The 16,531-nt window shown below is 67.3% G+C and carries 14 protein-coding genes; 12 read left to right on the top strand and 2 right to left on the bottom strand.

Features of this window, described 5'->3' with window-relative positions; translation table 11 throughout:
* Positions 1-57: 57 nt before the first annotated feature.
* The 10 genes from WDZ95_RS13825 (at position 58) to WDZ95_RS13780 (ending at position 12,061) form a co-directional block, all read left to right on the top strand.
* Positions 58-474 (top strand): type II secretion system protein, encoded by a 417-nt coding sequence (locus WDZ95_RS13825; RefSeq protein WP_425779272.1) that lies wholly within the window; start codon positions 58-60, stop codon positions 472-474.
* Positions 475-574: 100 nt separating this feature from the next.
* Positions 575-712, top strand: a complete 138-nt coding sequence (locus WDZ95_RS13820) for a hypothetical protein (protein WP_425779270.1) — start codon at positions 575-577, stop codon at positions 710-712.
* Positions 713-1,356: 644 nt separating this feature from the next.
* Positions 1,357-4,110 (top strand): LamG-like jellyroll fold domain-containing protein, encoded by a 2,754-nt coding sequence (locus WDZ95_RS13815; RefSeq protein WP_425779268.1) that lies wholly within the window; start codon positions 1,357-1,359, stop codon positions 4,108-4,110.
* A gap of 20 nt (positions 4,111-4,130) precedes the next feature.
* A complete protein-coding gene (locus WDZ95_RS13810; RefSeq protein WP_425779266.1) occupies positions 4,131-6,569 on the top strand; it encodes an RHS repeat-associated core domain-containing protein in 2,439 nt (812 codons plus the stop codon).
* Positions 6,566-6,916: a hypothetical protein gene (locus tag WDZ95_RS13805; protein ID WP_425779264.1), complete on the top strand. Its 351-nt coding sequence runs from the start codon at positions 6,566-6,568 to the stop codon at positions 6,914-6,916. The genes WDZ95_RS13810 and WDZ95_RS13805 overlap by 4 nt, the downstream gene beginning before the upstream one ends.
* Positions 6,917-7,262: 346 nt before the next feature.
* Positions 7,263-7,754: a TspO/MBR family protein gene (locus tag WDZ95_RS13800; RefSeq protein WP_425779262.1), complete on the top strand. Its 492-nt coding sequence runs from the start codon at positions 7,263-7,265 to the stop codon at positions 7,752-7,754.
* 12 nt (positions 7,755-7,766) lie between these two features.
* Positions 7,767-9,227 (top strand): FAD-binding domain-containing protein, encoded by a 1,461-nt coding sequence (locus tag WDZ95_RS13795; protein ID WP_425779260.1) that lies wholly within the window; start codon positions 7,767-7,769, stop codon positions 9,225-9,227.
* Complete coding sequence (locus WDZ95_RS13790) at positions 9,224-9,394, top strand: DUF2256 domain-containing protein (protein ID WP_166228523.1); 171 nt, start codon at positions 9,224-9,226, stop codon at positions 9,392-9,394. The genes WDZ95_RS13795 and WDZ95_RS13790 overlap by 4 nt, the downstream gene beginning before the upstream one ends.
* Positions 9,395-9,410: 16 nt before the next feature.
* Positions 9,411-10,937 carry a cryptochrome/photolyase family protein gene (locus WDZ95_RS13785; RefSeq protein ID WP_425779258.1) on the top strand — a complete coding sequence of 509 codons (1,527 nt, stop codon included), beginning with the start codon at positions 9,411-9,413 and terminating at the stop codon, positions 10,935-10,937.
* Positions 10,934-12,061 (top strand): FAD-binding domain-containing protein, encoded by a 1,128-nt coding sequence (locus WDZ95_RS13780; RefSeq protein ID WP_425779256.1) that lies wholly within the window; start codon positions 10,934-10,936, stop codon positions 12,059-12,061. Before WDZ95_RS13785 ends, WDZ95_RS13780 begins: the two co-directional genes overlap by 4 nt.
* A gap of 45 nt (positions 12,062-12,106) precedes the next feature.
* Here WDZ95_RS13780 and WDZ95_RS13775 read toward each other — a convergent pair whose 3' ends face one another.
* Complete coding sequence (locus WDZ95_RS13775; protein ID WP_166228517.1) at positions 12,107-13,189, bottom strand: TRAP transporter substrate-binding protein; 1,083 nt, start codon at positions 13,187-13,189, stop codon at positions 12,107-12,109.
* A gap of 158 nt (positions 13,190-13,347) precedes the next feature.
* Complete coding sequence (locus WDZ95_RS13770) at positions 13,348-15,207, bottom strand: hypothetical protein (protein ID WP_425779254.1); 1,860 nt, start codon at positions 15,205-15,207, stop codon at positions 13,348-13,350.
* 167 nt (positions 15,208-15,374) lie between these two features.
* Here WDZ95_RS13770 and WDZ95_RS13765 point away from each other — a divergent pair, with 167 nt between their 5' ends.
* Together WDZ95_RS13765 and WDZ95_RS13760 are read left to right on the top strand one after the other, a co-directional pair.
* Entirely contained in the window at positions 15,375-15,902 is a 528-nt protein-coding gene (locus tag WDZ95_RS13765; RefSeq protein ID WP_166228513.1) for a hypothetical protein, read from the top strand.
* Between the two features lie 146 nt (positions 15,903-16,048).
* Positions 16,049-16,522, top strand: coding sequence for a (2Fe-2S)-binding protein (locus WDZ95_RS13760; protein WP_166228511.1), 474 nt, complete (start codon positions 16,049-16,051; stop codon positions 16,520-16,522).
* Positions 16,523-16,531 lie beyond the last annotated feature (9 nt).

Below are 16,531 nucleotides of genomic sequence, written 5' to 3'. Positions count from 1 at the left end.
CCGATCTCGATGTCATCGCGCCCACATCAGACGGGGGTGGTCTTGATGGGGGCCCTGTTGTTCATCCTAGTCGCCACGCTGGCAGCGAGCAGTCTTGTGGCGATCCAACAAACCCATACTCAGCGGGAGAGGGAGAAGCAGTTGCTTTTTGTCGGCGATCAGTATCGACGAGCAATCAGCTCCTACCGCGGAGTATTTCCTGCAGGCGGCTCGCGTGCTTGGCCTCGCAGCATCGAGGATCTGCTCAACGACACTCGATTTCCCAGCCCGGTACACCACCTGCGCCAAGCCTATCCCGATCCGATGACAGGTCAGGTTGATTGGGAACTCATCGTAGAGAACAACGGTGTGGTTGGGATTCGGAGCCGATCGACGCTCAAGCCAATCAAGGAGGTTGGGTTCTCAAACGACTATCGCGATTTTGAGCGGCGTGGAGCCTACCGTGAATGGGAGTTCAGGGTCCGTGTACCTTGAGCCTTCATAAAGTGACTGGTGCGAATCAAGGTGCAGCTGGGCGTACAAGAAGATGATCGACTTCAGGGTGGAAACGAAAAATGAAGAGAGGGGCAACACGGTGAGCTACACGCTGGACGGCGCGGGCAGACGGGTGGCGGAGGAGGTGAAGGATCCGGGAGGGGGCCTGCGGCGCAGCATAAGCCGCAGCTTCGATGCCTTGAACCGGCTGCAGCAGATCACGGGCGCAGCGCAGTGATTTAAAGAATGATGGGCGATACAGGGTGGGAACAAAAAGTGAATGAAATTTGGAACAAAGAGAGCTTGGGTCTGTGGGCCAGTGTGAAGCGGACATTGAGAAAGGCTGCACACGCGTTGTCAAATGCGTGGACGCTTGCGGGGCCCATGTGGCAACCCGACGTAGAGGCCAAACGACTGTTCTGTGCGTTGGTCCTGCTGCTTGGATGTGCCTTCTCTGCGTGGGCGGATTTCTCTCCAAACCTTGAAGGTCACACCTGCAGCGGGGGCAGCTGTATTACCTACCGCTGGTATCACTGGGGTGGACCAGAGTTCCCAACTCAGCAGCAAGCCTGTCAGTACGGGGGAACACAGTACAACCCGCCGATATTGATGAACTGGTGCGCCAGTAATGGATACTGCAGACAAGCTCCTGAATCAAATCCTTGTGCCGGGTATGCGTATACCTCCCTCTACACCCGTCAAGTTGCCGGTGTATGTCCCGCCAACAGCTTTGCGGTGGGACCCCTGTGCCGATGCGATGGCGGCTACGTAGAGAATGGGAATCAAACCGCATGTGTTGCTGCGCCGGCGTGTCCTGCTGGAGAGACGCGTTCGCCTCAAGACAGCATCTGCTACGCGAACAGCGGCTTCGTGGAAGAGGAGATGGCTGCTCTCAAGCCCGGCGATCAGCGTTGTGAGGCGGAGGGCGTGGTTGGGAACCCAATTCGGGTGACGACAGGCGCGAAGCTGCATCGTGAGCTTAGCGGTATGGGTGTGGGCGGGCAGGAGCTGGCACTCTCCTACAGCAGCGATCTAGCGATCCAAGCCGTGGCAGCGGCCCGCGCGGTCAGCACACTGGGCGCCTCGCCCATCGTCGGCGGGCACTGGCAGTCCAGCCTGCACCGCCAACTCCACTTCCCGGGCAAGGGTTTGAGCATTCAGCTGCACCGAGGAGATGGTCACGCCACCAACTTCCGCTACGACCAGGTAAGCAAGATCTACGTGGCCGATGCCGGCTCGAGCTACTCCCTGAGCTACGCCGGCGGTCTATATCGTGTTGTGAACCGAGACGGCTTCGTCGAGACCTACAACAGTGCCGGCAAGATCACTCGCTATGAAGGTATTGATGGCAGCCAGCTGACGTTTGCCTACAGCACGGCCACCTCGGCCGACGCACCCGGGGCGGGCTACCTGTTGGAAGTGACGGACCAGAACACGCGCGTCATGCGCTTCGCATACAACGCCAACGGGCGACTCGTTCGCGTGACCGACCCCAGCACCCGCGAACTCAAACTGAGCTACGACGCCAACGGTCTGCTTGCCACCATCGAGTGGCCCGACACCCAGATCAAGACCTTCCTGTACGAGAACGGCAGCTTCGCCCACGCCCTCACCGGTGTCGTGGATGAGCGCGGTACGCGCCTGTCCACCTTCACCTACGACGGCGCCGGCCGCGCCACCAGCACCGAGCGCGCTGGTGGGGTCAACCGCTACGAGGTGAGCTACGGCACACCGCCCGGGGTGAGCACGCAGATGCAGAGCGATCCCACCACGGGCTACAGCATCCGCCGCCAGGCGGCGGTGGCGCCGCAAGGTACGCAGGTGACGGGTCCGAATGGGCAGCTAGGCGATGTCGGCGCAGCGCTCATCGATGGCGTGGCGCACGTGACTTCCAGTAGCCAGCCGGCGGGCTCGGGCTGTGCGGCGGCCAGCAGCCACAAGGGCTATGACAGCGTGGGCAACACCATCGTTGAAGACAACTTCAGCGGTGAGCGCAGCTGCATGGCGTACGACAGCCTGAACAGGATGACGACGCGCGTCGATGGGCTAGCCACGAGCGTGAGCTGCGCCAGCGTGCTGCCCACGGGCTCGACGCTGCCAGGTGGGGCCCGGCGAACGGACTATGAGTGGCACCCGGATTGGAATCTGCCGACCAAGGTGACGCAGCCCGGGCGCATGACGCGCACGGTCTACCAGGGCCAGCCCGATCCGACGGCGGGCAATGCGATCGCCAGCTGCTCGGCCGCGCCGCTCATGAGCCACGGCAAAACGCTGCCATTGGTGTGTAAGCGCGTGGAGCAAGCGCTGGATGGAGCGGGGTCGGTTGATGCCGCGATAGCCGCGCAGATCCAGACGATGAGCTACGACGTCGATGGTCGACTGCGCAGTCACACCGACTCGAGGAGTCAGGTCATGGGCTACAGCTACCACGCCAGCACCAGCTACATCAGTCCGGCAGGAGACCCGATCGACGACGACTTCGACAAGGTCACGCTATTGCTCAAGGGTAATGGGCTACCAGGGTCGAGAGCAGTATTAGACGGCAGCTCCAGGCAGACTCCGATTGGAGTATTCGGCAACACCAGTATCAGTAATGCGCAGAGTGTGTTCGGTGGCACGTCGATTACCTTTAACGGTATTGGCGACTACATCACCGTGCCCCATGACGCGACAAATTCTCTGTCGACAGGGGACTTCACTGTTGAGATGTTTGTCTACAAGGTCGCTAACAATTCAAACGCGAGCCGACTGTGGAACGGAAACGGAGACTCTATTGATAGCCCCGCAATATTGGTCTACGGAAATGGTGACTTGGGGGTGTACCTCTCTACGTCAGGTTCCGCTTGGGAGTATTCGGAGCCCGCAGTCGCCACCCTCGCGAACGGTCAGTGGTATCACTTGGCTGTTGTGAGATCAGGAGGGTCAGTCTTCACATTTGTCAATGGAGTGAAATACACGATCACTACAACGCTTGGCAAAAGCACGCCCTTGTATGTGAAATCCTCAAACACCCGCTCAATCGGAGGTCAATCTGCAAGTCAATCTGGAACTAACCGAAGCTTGAATGGCTACATCGACGAGTTCCGCATCACGCGAGGCAAGGCACGCTACACCGAAAGCTTCACCCCGCCCACGGCTGAGTTCCCCGCTCATGCACCACAGTACAGTCCGAACGACGTGGGCCACAGCAAGGGAGACCTGGCGAGCGTGACGAACGCGGCGGGTCACGTGACGCGGTACACGAAGTACGACAGGGCCGGTCGAGTGCGGCAGATGATTGATCCGAAGGGTGTGGTGAGCGATATCACGTACACGCCGCGCGGGTGGTTGAGCAGCGTGTCGAGCACTCCACCTGGGGGCGCGGCGCGTACCACCACTTACAGCTACGACAACGCGGGCCAGCTCACAAGCGTGAGCCAGCCCGACGGGACGACGCTGAGCTACGTCTACGACGCAGCGCAGAGGTTGGTGGGGGTGAGCGACGAGCGGGGCAACACGGTGAGCTACACGCTGGACAACATGGGTAACCGGGTGGGTGAGGAGGTGAAGGACCCGGGAGGTGTTCTGAGGCGCAGCATCAGCCGCAGCTTCGACCCCTTGAACCGGCTGCAACAGATCACGGGTGCAGCGCAGTGAGATCAACAGGGAGGACAGAGATGAGCAAGAAGAGGAAGAAGTACACCCCGGCCTTGCTGGCCTTGAGCGCCCTGGCCGCACTGAGCACCAGCGCTGCTGCGCAGACGCCGCCGCCTGCGATGACCTGGCAGTATGGCTACGACGCGATGGGGCGGCTGCACACGGTGGTGAACCCCAATGCCCACAGCAGCCACATCATCTACGACAGCCTGGGGCGCCCCCAGCAAAGCCAGCAGCCGCCCAACGAAGGCACAACGACGCCCACCGTCATCGACCTGCAGCACAACGGGGGTGATCACCTCACCCAGGTGACGGACCCGCGAGGCCTGGCCACCAGCTACAGCCGCAACGGCCTGGGCGACGTGGTGAGCCTGGTGAGCCCGGACACAGGCACCAGCAGCTTCACCCGCGACGCCAAGGGCAACGTGCTCACGCGCACCGATGCGCGCGGCAAGACCACCACGTACACCTACGACAGCCTGGAGCGGCTCAAGACCGTCAGCTACCCCACGGGGGTGGGCACCGTCTTCGAATACGACGGAGGAGCCAGCCCCACGGCGGCGGCGCTGGGTGAGCTCACCAAGATCACCGATGAGTCGGGCAGCACGAGCTACACGCACGACGCGCTGGGGCGAATCACCGCCAAGACCACGGTGATCGGTGCCAAGAGCTTCACTGTGGTCTACGGCTGGGGTGATGCGGGCAGCGCGCTGGACAAGCTCACCAGCATCACCTACCCCAGCGGCAGCCGCGTCAACTACGCCTACGACAGCCACGGGGATGTGAGCGCGATCAGCGTGAGCCCGGTCAACGCCAACGGGGTGGGCACCAGCGGCGCCAGTCTGGCCCTGCTCAGCGCCGTCGCCTACAACGCCGATCGCAATCTCGCGGGCTGGCTCTGGAGCGATGGCAAGGCGCGCAGCATCGCCTACAACGCCTACGGGCTCATCAGCGGCTACAGCCTGGGTGACCCGCAGGGTACGGGCAACAAAGCGGGGGTGATGAGAACGCTCACGCGAGATGCGGGCGGGCGCATCACGGGCTACAGCCACACCAACAACGCCACGGCACAGACGGCGCTCGAGCAAGGCTTCAGTTACGACAAACTGAACCGGCTCCTGAGCGCCAGCCTGGGTGGCTCGAGCACGCAGTACAGCTACGACGCCACGGGCAATCGCACGAGCAAGACCATTGGCGGCAACAGCTACGCCAACACGATTGCAGCCAACAGCAACCGGCTCACGCAGAGCAGTGATGTCAACGGAACGCTCAGCGTGAGCCACGACGCGGTGGGCAACATCACCGCGCAGGGAGCGCAGACGCTCACCTACAGCGACCGCGGGCGCCTGGCCAGCGTCACCAACGCGGGGGGCACGACAACGTACCTGTACAACGGGCTGGAGCAGCGCGCGAGCAAGAGTGGTGGGCTGGTGCCCACGGGCAAGGCGCACTACGTCTACGACGAGGCCGGGCGCTTGCTGGGTGAGTACGACGTCAATGGGGTGCCGCTGTACGAGACGATCTACCTCAACGGCTACCCGGTGGGGGTGCTCAAGCAAGCGGGCAGTGCGGCCAACGCGGACCTGAGCGTGCAGCTGTACAACCTGCATGCGGACCACATCGCCACGGCGCGCCTGATCACGCGCCAGGATCACACCATCGTGTGGCGGTGGGACACGGCAGAGGCCTTCGGGGGCACGCCCGCGGATGAGAACCCATCGGGCCTGGGCGTGTTCACGTACCACCCGCGCTTCCCCGGGCAGGTCTTCGATGCCGAGAGCGGGCTGCTGCAGAACTGGCACCGGGACTACAACGCCCGCCTGGGGCGGTACATGCAGTCCGACCCCATCGGGCTCGACGGGGGCATCAATACCTACGCCTATGTGGGCGGCGATCCAGTAAGCAACATCGACCCGCGCGGTGAGTTCTTCTTCGTGCCCATGCTGGCAGCGGCGGGCTGGGGTGCCTTGACGGACGTTGCGCTGCAACTCGCTGCGAACGGCGGGCACTTCGGGTGTGTGAACTGGAAGCAGGTGGGAGTGTCTGCGGGCATTGGCGCGCTTACTGGAGGGGCAGGGAGCTATCTTGCCAAGCTGCAGCAATTGCGGGCGGCGAAGGAAACGAGCTACCTCTACAGAGGTGTTCACGCCGGTCATCCAGCGCTTGGCGCCGCTAAGCGTGGACGTGTTGTGCCGGGAAACGTGAACGGAACGGTGTCGGCAGAAGCACATAACCTTGGAGGACAAGCAGCGAACAGTTCCATGACTTCATGGACGCGCGATCGCGCGATTGCGGCGACCCACGCCGCTAAGAACGGTCCTGGCGGTGTTGTATTGCGAGTTCCGCAAGGAGCCCCGTCCCGAGGTGCCGGTTGGTCATGGGAGTGGTCACCCGATGTGTGGGGTGAGTCCGAAGTTCTATTGCGTGGGGTTCGAACCGGTGTCGAGGTACTTAAATGAGTGTGACCACTGCTGAGTTGCTCCAGAAGGTGCAATCGGTGCTCGAGCAAGAATGCGCATCAAAGGCCGAAGCCCTTCTGCAAGATACAGAAACTCGCTTGGTCGATGGAGCGCCCACCCGTGAAGAGGTTAGAGACCTCTTGCCGACCCTAACGGCGAGACTAGTGAATTCGACCCGTACCGGGAAGCGAATCTTTGGCTTGGATCAGCTCATCGCCAAGCTCGGGCAGTTGGATCCCTCCGTCGTGGTGATCGGCTATGGATTCATCGCTCCGAAGGTGGCTGGGAATGTCTATCTTGCTGATGAGTCCGGCGAAGCCTTCGGTGCAGCAATAGTTGATCTCTAGCCTTTTCTGCGAAGGGGATCGAGAAGTCGGAGGTTGGAACTTGCCATGCGCTTTACACGAAAGTCGCGACGTCAACGGCATCTCAAGCGTGAGCCACAACGTGGTGGACGAGGGCTTCGGCGGATTGATGATCAAGAAGACAGATTCGATCGGGGAGTAAAAATGATCCGATTGACACCGGCATGGCCGCGTATGCGCGTGCTGCGTCCAGTGATGGCGGTTTTGTGTGCGTTGAAGTCCCCCCGCACACTTTTCTCTTCGCGCACATCTGCAACCGCGCCCGGGCTTTTGCTCAACTTTGTGACTGACCGGTCACGTTTTGATCGTTTCGGGCTAGCATGCCCCCATGCCCAGCCGATCCCCGACCACCGGCCTGATGGCCTTCATCGCGTTCACCGCCATCGCCGCCGCCCTCGGCGCCTGGGCGTCCGCCGACGCCCGCACCTTCTACGCCGCGCTCACGCAGCCCCCGTGGGCGCCGCCCGGCAGCGTGTTCGGGCCGGTCTGGACCGTGCTCTACCTGTCGATGGCCGTGGCCGCCTGGCTGGTCTGGCGCCGCCACGGCTGGCAGGGCGCGCGCTGGGCGCTCGGCCTCTACGGGGTGCAGCTCGTGGCCAACGCGCTCTGGAGCTGGCTGTTCTTCGGCTGGCGCCTGGGCTACTGGGCCTTTGCCGACGTGGTGCTGTTGTGGCTGCTCATCGCCGCCACCGTGGCCGCGTTCTTCACCCGCCACCGCGGCGCCGCGCTGTTGCTGCTGCCCTATTGGGCCTGGGTGAGCTTCGCCACCGCGCTCACCTGGACGGTGTGGCGCGCCAACCCCGCGCTGCTGGGCACCTGAACCCGCGTCCCCATGAGCGCCCTGGTCTGGCTCAAGCGCGACCTGCGTTGGCACGACCACGCGCCGCTGGCCACCGCGGCCCTGCACGAGCAGGCGCTCGCGCTCTACATCGTCGAACCCGAGTGGCTGGCCAGCCCGGGCTTCGACCCGCAGCACCTGGCCTTTGCGCTGGCCTGCCTGGCCGAGCTGCGCGCCACGCTCGGCGCGCGCGGGCTGCCGCTGCTGGTGCGCGTGGGCCCGGCTGTGGACGTGCTGGCGCAGCTGCGGCGCGAGTACCCGTACCGCCATCTGCTGAGCCACGAAGAAACCGGCGAGGGCTGGAGCTATGCGCGCGACCGCGCCGTGGCCGCGTGGTGCCGCGCGCAGGGCGTGGTGTGGACCGAGTCGCCGCAGACCGGCGTGGTGCGCCGCCTGCGCGACCGCAAGGGCTGGGCCGCGCGCTGGCACGCGCGCATGGACGCGCCCGAGGTGGCCATGCCCGAGGGCTTTGCGGGCGCGCGCATCGACACCCCCGACGGACCCACGCTGGCCTCGCTCGGCCTGCCACCCGCGCGGCCCTTGCCCGCGGCCGGTGAACGCGCGGCCCTGGACCTGCTCGACGGCTTCCTGGCCGGCCGCGGCCGCGTTTACCGGCGCGCGCTCTCGAGCCCGCTGAGCGCGGCCGAGGGTTGCAGCCGCCTGAGTCCGCACCTGGCCTTCGGCACCGTCTCGATGCGCCATGTGCACCAGGCCACCGAGGCCACCATCGCGAACACGCCCGACCGCACGCTGGCCCACGCGCTGCGCGGCTTCGCGGGCCGCCTGCGCTGGCACTGCCACTTCATGCAGAAGCTCGAAGACGAGCCCGCGATCGAACACCGCAATTTCGCGCGCGTGTGCGACGGCCTGCGCGAAGACGCCTTCGACCGCGAGCGCTTCGAGGCCTGGTGCGAGGGCCGCTCCGGCTTTCCCATGGTCGACGCCTGCATGCGCAGCCTGCGCGCCACCGGCTGGCTCAACTTCCGCATGCGCGCCATGCTGGTGAGCTTCGCGGCCTACCACCTGTGGCTGCACTGGCGCGAGCCGGGTCTGTTCCTCGCGCGCCAGTTCCTGGACTACGAGCCCGGCATCCACTGGAGCCAGATGCAGATGCAGAGCGGCACCACGGGCATCAACACGCTGCGCATCTACTCGCCCACCAAGCAGGCCATGGACCACGACCCCGAGGGCGTGTTCATCCGCCGCTGGGTGCCCGAGTTCGGCACGCCCGCCTACCCGCGGCCCATCGTGGACGAACGCGCCGCGCTGCGCCTGGCGCGCGAGCGCCTGTACGCGCTGCGCGCCACGCCCGAAGCGCGCGCCGAGGCCGACGCGGTGCAGCAGCGCCACGGCTCGCGCAAGGCGGGCCTGCCGCCCTCGGGCGCGCGCGCGCCGCGCGCACGCCGCCGTGCCGAAGCCGAGGCCTCGCCCCTGCAGCAGGAGCTGTTCCGGTGAGCGCGCGCGACGACGGCAAAGGCTTCAAGGGCAACAAGCGCGACCTGCCGAGCAAGCCCTGCGCGGTGTGCGGCCGGCCCATGGTCTGGCGCCGCGCCTGGGCCAAGAACTGGGACTCGGTGCGCTATTGCTCCGACGCCTGCCGCGCGCGCAAGAACGCGTCCTGAAACCTCTCCCTTCACCATGACCCAACCCTGTCGACACCTGGTGGTCGTGCTCGGCGACCAGCTCAATCGCGACGCCAGCGCCTTCGACGGCTTCGACCCCGCGCTCGACCGCGTGTGGATGTGCGAAGCCGCCGAAGAAAGCACGCACGTCTGGAGCAGCCAGCAGCGCACCGTGCAGTTCCTGGCCGCCATGCGCCACTTCGCGCAGGCGCTGCGCGGCGAAGGCCTGCCGCTGCATTACGAAACCCTGCGCGAAGGCGGCCTGGCCGACGTACTGCGCGAAGCCATCGCGCATTGGCGGCCCGCGCGCGTGCGCCTCACCCAGCCCGGCGACTGGCGCGTGCTGCAGGCGCTGCGGGCCGCCGCGGGCGACACGCCGCTGGACCTCACCGAAGACCGCCATTTCCTGTGCAGCAGCGCGCGCTTCGCCGCGCACGCGCGCGGCCGGCGCCAGCTGCGCATGGAGTTCTTCTACCGCGAGATGCGGCGCGAGCACGGCGTGCTCATGGACGGCGACCAGCCCTGCGGCGGCGCCTGGAACTACGACGCCGACAACCGCGAGGCCTTCGGCCCCAATGGCCCGGGCTTTCTGCCGCCGCCCACACGCTTCGAGCCCGATGCGATCACGCGCGAGGTGATCGCGCTGGTGCAGCAGCGCTTCGCCGACCACCCGGGCCAGGCCGACCCTTTCGGCTGGCCCGTCAACCGCGCGCAGGCGCTGCAGGCCTTGCAGGTGTTCATCGACGAGCGCCTGCCGCACTTCGGCCGCTGGCAGGACGCCATGTGGACCGGCGAGCCCTGGCTCTACCACGCCCACCTGGCCGCCGCGCTCAACCTCAAGCTGCTGAACCCGCGCGAGGTGATCGCCGCGGCCGAGGCCGCGTGGCGCGGGGGCCGCGTGCCGCTCGAATCGGCCGAGGGCTTCATTCGCCAGATCCTGGGCTGGCGCGAGTACGTGCGCGGCATCTACTGGCTGCGTATGCCCGACTACGCCGAGCAGAACGCGCTGGCCGCGCCGCACGACCTGCCCGCCTGGTTCTGGACCGGCGACACACCCATGCGCTGCCTGGCCGACGCCATCGGCCAGACCCTGCGCCACGGCTACGCGCACCACATCCAGCGCCTGATGGTCACGGGCCTGTTCGCGCTGCTCTACGGCGTGCAGCCGCAGCAGGTGCACGCCTGGTACCTGAGCGTCTACGTGGACGCGGTGGAGTGGGTGGAGCTGCCCAACACCCTGGGCATGAGCCAGTACGCCGACGGTGGCCTGCTCGCGAGCAAGCCCTACATCGCCACCGGCCGCTACATCGAGCGCATGAGCGACCACTGCCGCGGCTGCCGCTTCGATCCGGGCCAGCGCACGGGCGAGCGCGCCTGCCCGTTCACCACGCTCTACTGGGACTTCCTGCTGCGCCACGAGGCGCGCTTTGCCTCGCACCCGCGGCTTGCGCTGCAGGTGAAGAACCTCGCGCGCATCGGCCCCGCCGAGCGCGAGGCCATCGTGGCGCGCGCCGACGCGGTCCGCGCCGGGAGCGTGGCATGAGTGCGCCCCAGCCCTTCGAGCCCACGCGCGAGGCCGCGCACGCGCGCCTTGCGGCCCTGCAACCCGAGGCCTATGCGCGCAGCCGCAACCACCTCGAAGGCGCGGTCACGCACCTGTCGCCCTACCTCACGCACGGCCTGCTGGGGCTGGCCGAGGTGCTGCAGGCGCTGCGCGAGCGCCACGGCCTCGACGAGTCCCACAAGCTGGTGCAGGAGCTGGGCTGGCGCGCCTATTTCCACCACGTGTGGCGCCACCGCGGCGAGGCCATCTTCGCCTCGCTGCACGCCGGCCCCTTGCCCGACGACGCCTACGCGCCCACGCTGCCCGAGGACATCCGCCGCGGCGCCACCGGCGTGCCCGCGATCGACCGCGCGGTGCGCACGCTCTACGCCACCGGCTACCTGCACAACCACGCGCGCCTGTGGCTCGCGAGCTACGTGGTGCACCTGCGCAAGGTGCACTGGCGCGCGGGCGCCGACTGGCTCTACGGCCACCTGCTCGACGGCGACCTCGCGAGCAACCACCTGAGCTGGCAGTGGGTGGCCGGCACCGGCAGCCACAAGCCCTACCTGTTCAACGCCGACAACGTGGCGCGTTTTGCGCCGCGCGAGTGGCACAGCGCGGGCAGCGCGATCGACCTGAGCTACGAAGCGCTCGACGCGCTCGCGCGCCGCCCGCGCGAGGTGGGCGGCGGCCGCGGCGAGCCGGTGGACGAGCCCGCGCTGCACCGCACCCCGCCCCCGGGCCTGGCCACCGCGGCCGGGCCGCTGCCGCCCGCGGCCGCGCTGGTGCATCCCTGGTCGCTGGCCGGCGCGCCACCGGGTGGCCCCGCGGCGGGCGTGTTCTTCGCGGACTTTCACGCGCGCTGGCCCTGGAGCGAGCGGCGCTGGCGCTTCGCGGCCGATCGGCTGCAGCAGATCGCCGGCGTGCCGCACTGGTGCGAAGGCCCGGTGCCCGCGGGCGCCACGGCCTGGGCCGATCCGCACGCCGCGCCCTGGCTGGCCGGCGCGCGCGCCATGCCCGTGGCCGCGGCCTTCGACGAGCCGGCGCGCGCCTGCGCCTCGTTCACGCAGTACTGGCGCGGCACCCGCATGGCCCGCGCCGGCAGCGGCGCGCGGGCATGAAAAAAGGCCCGCGTGGCGGGCCTTTCGGGGCAGGTCGGTGATCGCTCAGATCTTGGCCGACGTGATGTAGCTGTCGTAGCGCCATTCCGAGAAGCGGCTCCACAGGATCTGGTCGCGCTGGAAGGCGCGCATGTCCTGGTGGATCTTCTTGAACTCGGGCGACTTGGCCTCGTGCTCGGCGAACACTTCCATCGCGGTCTTGAAGCCGGCGTCCATCACGGCCTTGGGGAAGGCGATGAGCTTGGTGCCCGAGGCCACCAGGCGCTTGAGCGCCAGCGGGTTCTGGGCGTCGTACTTGGCGGTCATGTCGCGCGCGGCCACGGCACCCGCGGCACGCACGATGGCCTTGTTCTCGGGCGACAGCGCGTCGAAGGCCTTCTTGTTGATGAAGAACTCGAGCTCGGCGCCGCCTTCCCACCAGCCGGGGTAGTGGTAGAAGGGCGCGACCTTGTTGAAGCCCAGGCGCTCGTCGTCGAAGGGGCCGACGAACTCGGTGGCGTCCAGCGTGCCTTTTTCCAGCGCCTGGTACACCTCGCCGGCGGGCATGTTCTGCGCCACCACGCCCAGCTTGGCCATGGACTCGCCGAACAGGCCGCCGCCCATGCGCATCTTCAGGCCCTTGAGGTCGGCCACGGTCTTGATCTCTTTGCGGTACCAGCCGCCCATCTGGGTGCCGGTGTTGCCCGAGCTCATCGAGACGATGTTGTACTTGGCGTAGAACTCGTCCATGAGCTTGCGGCCGTTGCCGTGCTCCATCCAGGCGTCCATGTGGCGCGCGGTCAGGCCGAAGGGCACGGCGCAGCCGAAGGCGAAGATCGAGTCCTTGCCGGTGAAGTAGTAGGGCGCGGTCTGCGCCATCTCGATGGTGTTGTCCTGGATCGCGTCGACCACGCCGAAGGCCGGCACGATTTCGCCGGCGGCGTGCACCGAGACTTCGAACTTGCCGCCCGACAGGGCCTTGACGGTTTCGGAGAACTTCTCGGCCGAGCCGAAGATGGTCGGCAGCGACTTGGGGAAGCTCGAGGCCAGGCGCCAGCGCACGGCGGCCTGGGCATGCACCGCGGGGGCGATGCCGGTGGCGAGCACGCCGGCCAAGCCAGCGTTCTTGATGACGGAACGACGATCCATGTATTGACTCCTCGGGAACGGATCAGCGGGGCTTGTGACCCCTGTTGGCGGGAACCGGGCAGTATGCCAGCATGCGCCCAGGCCCGTGCCGCGGGCAACGGCCCCGCGGATCGCGAACGGCACCGCCCGCTTCGCCCTGCGCGAGCCAGAGAGCCGGGTCACCCCCGGATGAGTGGGGCAGCCGGGTGCGGCCCCAGGGCCCTGGCCTTTGCGGCCCGGCGCGCGGCCTTGGCCTCGTCGCGGATGTCGTTTCGGACGCCGCGGACCTCCTCGACCAGATCCTTGTGGTCCTCCCGGGTCAGCGCGCCGGCGCGAAGCAACTTGTTCAGCGTGCGCTCAAGCCGCTTGGCAACGCGCGGGTCCTTGATCTGGTCGATGGTGGACGCCCGCTCGTGGTTGGCCGCGCGCATGAGGTGGTACACCGAACGCTGCGACAACGCGCCCTTGTGCCACAGGCGCTTGGCCGTGCCACCCAGTGAGGCAACCACATCCGCGTGACCTTTGCGGAAGGCCTCGTTCATCGCGGTGCCGAGGGTCGAGCGCGCTTCGAGGATGGCCAGCACGTCCTTCTCCGTCAGCAGCTTGAGCTGGAAGGCCCGCTCCAGCACGGGCTCCATCATCGCGAAGGCCTGACCATGGCCCAGTGCGGCCGCCATGTTCAGCGCCGGAAAGTGGTGGCTGTCGGCCGCGGTCAGCAAATGGCGGCATTGCGCCGGGGTGGGCTTGGTGTGTTCGATGAAGCCGATCAGTCCTTGCAGGCCGGGAGGCTCGAGCCCGTGCTTGATCAGGGTCTGCACCACGTGTGGATGCCAGCTGTGGGGCAGGTTCGCAAATGCCATCGATACCGAGCGGTCGGCTGCGCGGCGCACCACGCTGTGCTCGGGAAACAAAGGGTCGTCGATGGGCGTGACCCGGACCAGCGGGGGCACGCCAAAGCCCTTCTGTTCGCGGAAGTACAGCGGCTGCACCCGTTCAAAGTCCCAGAACAGGGCGTTGAAATCGAACGGCGTGCGGCTGAAGGTGCTCACGTTGGTGAAGTTGGGGTCCCAGCACTCCACGCCGGGATTGTTCGGGTCGCTGGCGTCGAAGCGCAGGGCCATCGAATGGGTCTCGGTTTGGAACATTGCCACCACCGTGGTCCTGCCTTCGAGGGCCATCTGCCGGAACTGCTCTTCGACGAAGGGCCGCCACAGCGTCCTGTCCACCAGGTGCGTTTGTCGCGCCCGATCGTCCAGGTCGGCGCAGAGCTGTTCCGTGTCGGGCGTCACCGTGCGCTGGATGCCGGTGATGCTGGCCATGGGGTCTTCGGGCGCGTCGTCGAGGAACCGGGGGCGGCCCCAGAGCCGCACCTTCTCCATCGACAGGTGGCGGCACACATAGGGGTCGTCCGCTTTGTCCTGCCGCGCCACCAGCCCATTGAAGTTCAGCGGTCGAAACCGCAAGCCAACCGCCCGGTGCTGTGCACCGCTGGTCTCGGTCGATGCGGGCTTTCGCCCGTCGGGGTGCTGCACGCTCCATGCGCATTCCTTGGGCAGCAGCAGTTCCAGCTCGCGCGGCACCATCGCCCCCAGGTCCAGCGACCGCAGGCCCGGCAGGCCGCGGGCGTCCAACTGCCGGCCTCGGTAGTGCGGCACCCGCAGCGTGGTGACCGTGTCGACATGCCGCAGCCAGCCGGGCAGCTGGCGCAGGCCCGCCGGCAGCACCAGGGTCTGCAGCGGGTACCCCCGGGCCGCGCGCAACCCCGTGCAGGCCGCCAGGACGCGCTCCAGCGTGCCGTCCGCGCCGGCGCGCGCGATGGGCTCTCGGTGTTCGCTCAGGTCCAGTTCGCCCCGGTCGCCGTGTGCACAACGGTCCAGCGCCTGCAACAGGTCCTCGTTGAGCCGGCCCCGTGCCGTGTTCAGGGCTTCGCGCCAGGTCTGCGCTGCCGTGTCTGCGCGCAGCGGCGATGCGTCGACATGGCTGTCGTGCGTGAGCCGGGTGGGTGAAGACAGGGATCGGACACGGCCGCTGCTGTGCATGGTGAAGCCCTCGTTGTGGATGGTCCCCCTGCTGGCCCAGAGGCGCCCGGTGCTTGGGCGCATACCCAGCACAGTGTGATGAAGATTTCATGCCCGCTGACCGGCCAGACGGCTTACCCCGTTCAGCGACACCCACGCCATTTGCCATGCACCGCTACACCCGATCCATGCCCTGGGACCAACGCCTGGCCCGCCACCTGCTCGACGCCGCCCACCACCTGGCGGGCATCGACCGCCATGCCCGGCGCGTGGCCGACCGCGCCGCGCACCAGCAGCCGCTGCGATACGCCGACAAGGTGGCTGCCGACCAGCAGGCCGATGCGGCGCGGCTCGCCAACGCGCTGTGCATCGGCGCGGCGCTGGCGGCGCACGATGCGGCGCTCGCCGCGATCGGCACCGGCGAGGCCGACCCCGACGCCCTGCAGGCCCTGGCCCTGGATGCGATGCGCCTGCTCGCCGAGCGCGACGCCATCGACGGCGATGCCCTGCGCGCGTTCGCCCATGCCGACCCGCGTTACGTGGACAGCTGGCGTGAGGATTGGCCCGAGGCGTTGCCCCGCTGGCCCGACGAGGCCGTGATGTGCCGTGCCGCCATCGGCCAGGCCTTCATCGATGCCCAGCTGGCGGCCCCCGAAGGTGCGCGCCTGGCGTTCGCGGTCACGCGCGACGCGGTGCTGGATTGGCGCTACGTATGAGCCCGCCCGCTGGAGGATCAGGCAAGGCATTCGCAGGATCGGGCTAACGGCCGCCCGGAGCGGCGGTGAACACTCTCGCGGTCCCGGTGGCGCGTGCGCCGCCGGATCGTGCATGTTCGTTCACCCCCCTTTCCCGGGAGACCCCCATGACCCGATTGCAAGTCAATGGCCGCGACCACGCGCTCGACGTGGACCCCGGCACCCCCGTGCTCTGGGCCCTGCGCGACACGCTGGGCATGACCGGCACCAAGTTCGGCTGCGGCGCGGCGCTCTGCGGCGCCTGCACCGTGCACATCGACGGCCAGGCCGTGCGTTCGTGCATCACCCCCGTCTCGGCCGCCGAAGGCAAGCCCATCACCACCATCGAAGCCGTCACCGACGGCAGCGACCGGATCGGCAAGGCGGTGCACGCGGCCTGGGTCAAGCACGACGTGGCCCAGTGCGGCTACTGCCAGAGCGGCCAGATCATGAGCGCCACCGCCTTCCTCAAGTCGCTGCCCAAGGGCAAGCAGCCCAGCGCGCCAGAGATCGACGCCGCCATGGCCGGCAACGTGTGCCGCTGCGGCACCTACGCGCGCATCCGCGCCGCCGTGGCCGACGCCGCGCGCGCCATCGCCTGAGCAAGGAGC

The sequence above is a fragment of the Hydrogenophaga sp. T2 genome (assembly GCF_049843535.1).
Lineage (GTDB): Bacteria > Pseudomonadota > Gammaproteobacteria > Burkholderiales > Burkholderiaceae_C > Hydrogenophaga > Hydrogenophaga crocea.
Note: the sequence above shows the minus strand (reverse complement) of the source record. Positions and strands in the feature narration are given on the sequence as shown.

What these genes read in the sequence shown, in the direction of transcription:
- WDZ95_RS13795 (WP_425779260.1), top strand. Translation starts at nt 7,767, where the DNA reads ATGAGCGCCCTGGTCTGGCTCAAGCGCGACCTGCGTTGGCACGACCAC.
- WDZ95_RS13780 (WP_425779256.1), top strand. Translation starts at nt 10,934, where the DNA reads ATGAGTGCGCCCCAGCCCTTCGAGCCCACGCGCGAGGCCGCGCACGCG.
- WDZ95_RS13805 (WP_425779264.1), top strand. Translation starts at nt 6,566, where the DNA reads ATGAGTGTGACCACTGCTGAGTTGCTCCAGAAGGTGCAATCGGTGCTC.
- WDZ95_RS13785 (WP_425779258.1), top strand. Translation starts at nt 9,411, where the DNA reads ATGACCCAACCCTGTCGACACCTGGTGGTCGTGCTCGGCGACCAGCTC.
- WDZ95_RS13775 (WP_166228517.1), bottom strand. Translation starts at nt 13,189, where the DNA reads ATGGATCGTCGTTCCGTCATCAAGAACGCTGGCTTGGCCGGCGTGCTC.
- WDZ95_RS13810 (WP_425779266.1), top strand. Translation starts at nt 4,131, where the DNA reads ATGAGCAAGAAGAGGAAGAAGTACACCCCGGCCTTGCTGGCCTTGAGC.
- WDZ95_RS13760 (WP_166228511.1), top strand. Translation starts at nt 16,049, where the DNA reads ATGACCCGATTGCAAGTCAATGGCCGCGACCACGCGCTCGACGTGGAC.
- WDZ95_RS13815 (WP_425779268.1), top strand. Translation starts at nt 1,357, where the DNA reads ATGGCTGCTCTCAAGCCCGGCGATCAGCGTTGTGAGGCGGAGGGCGTG.
- WDZ95_RS13765 (WP_166228513.1), top strand. Translation starts at nt 15,375, where the DNA reads ATGCCCTGGGACCAACGCCTGGCCCGCCACCTGCTCGACGCCGCCCAC.
- WDZ95_RS13800 (WP_425779262.1), top strand. Translation starts at nt 7,263, where the DNA reads ATGCCCAGCCGATCCCCGACCACCGGCCTGATGGCCTTCATCGCGTTC.
- WDZ95_RS13770 (WP_425779254.1), bottom strand. Translation starts at nt 15,207, where the DNA reads ATGCACAGCAGCGGCCGTGTCCGATCCCTGTCTTCACCCACCCGGCTC.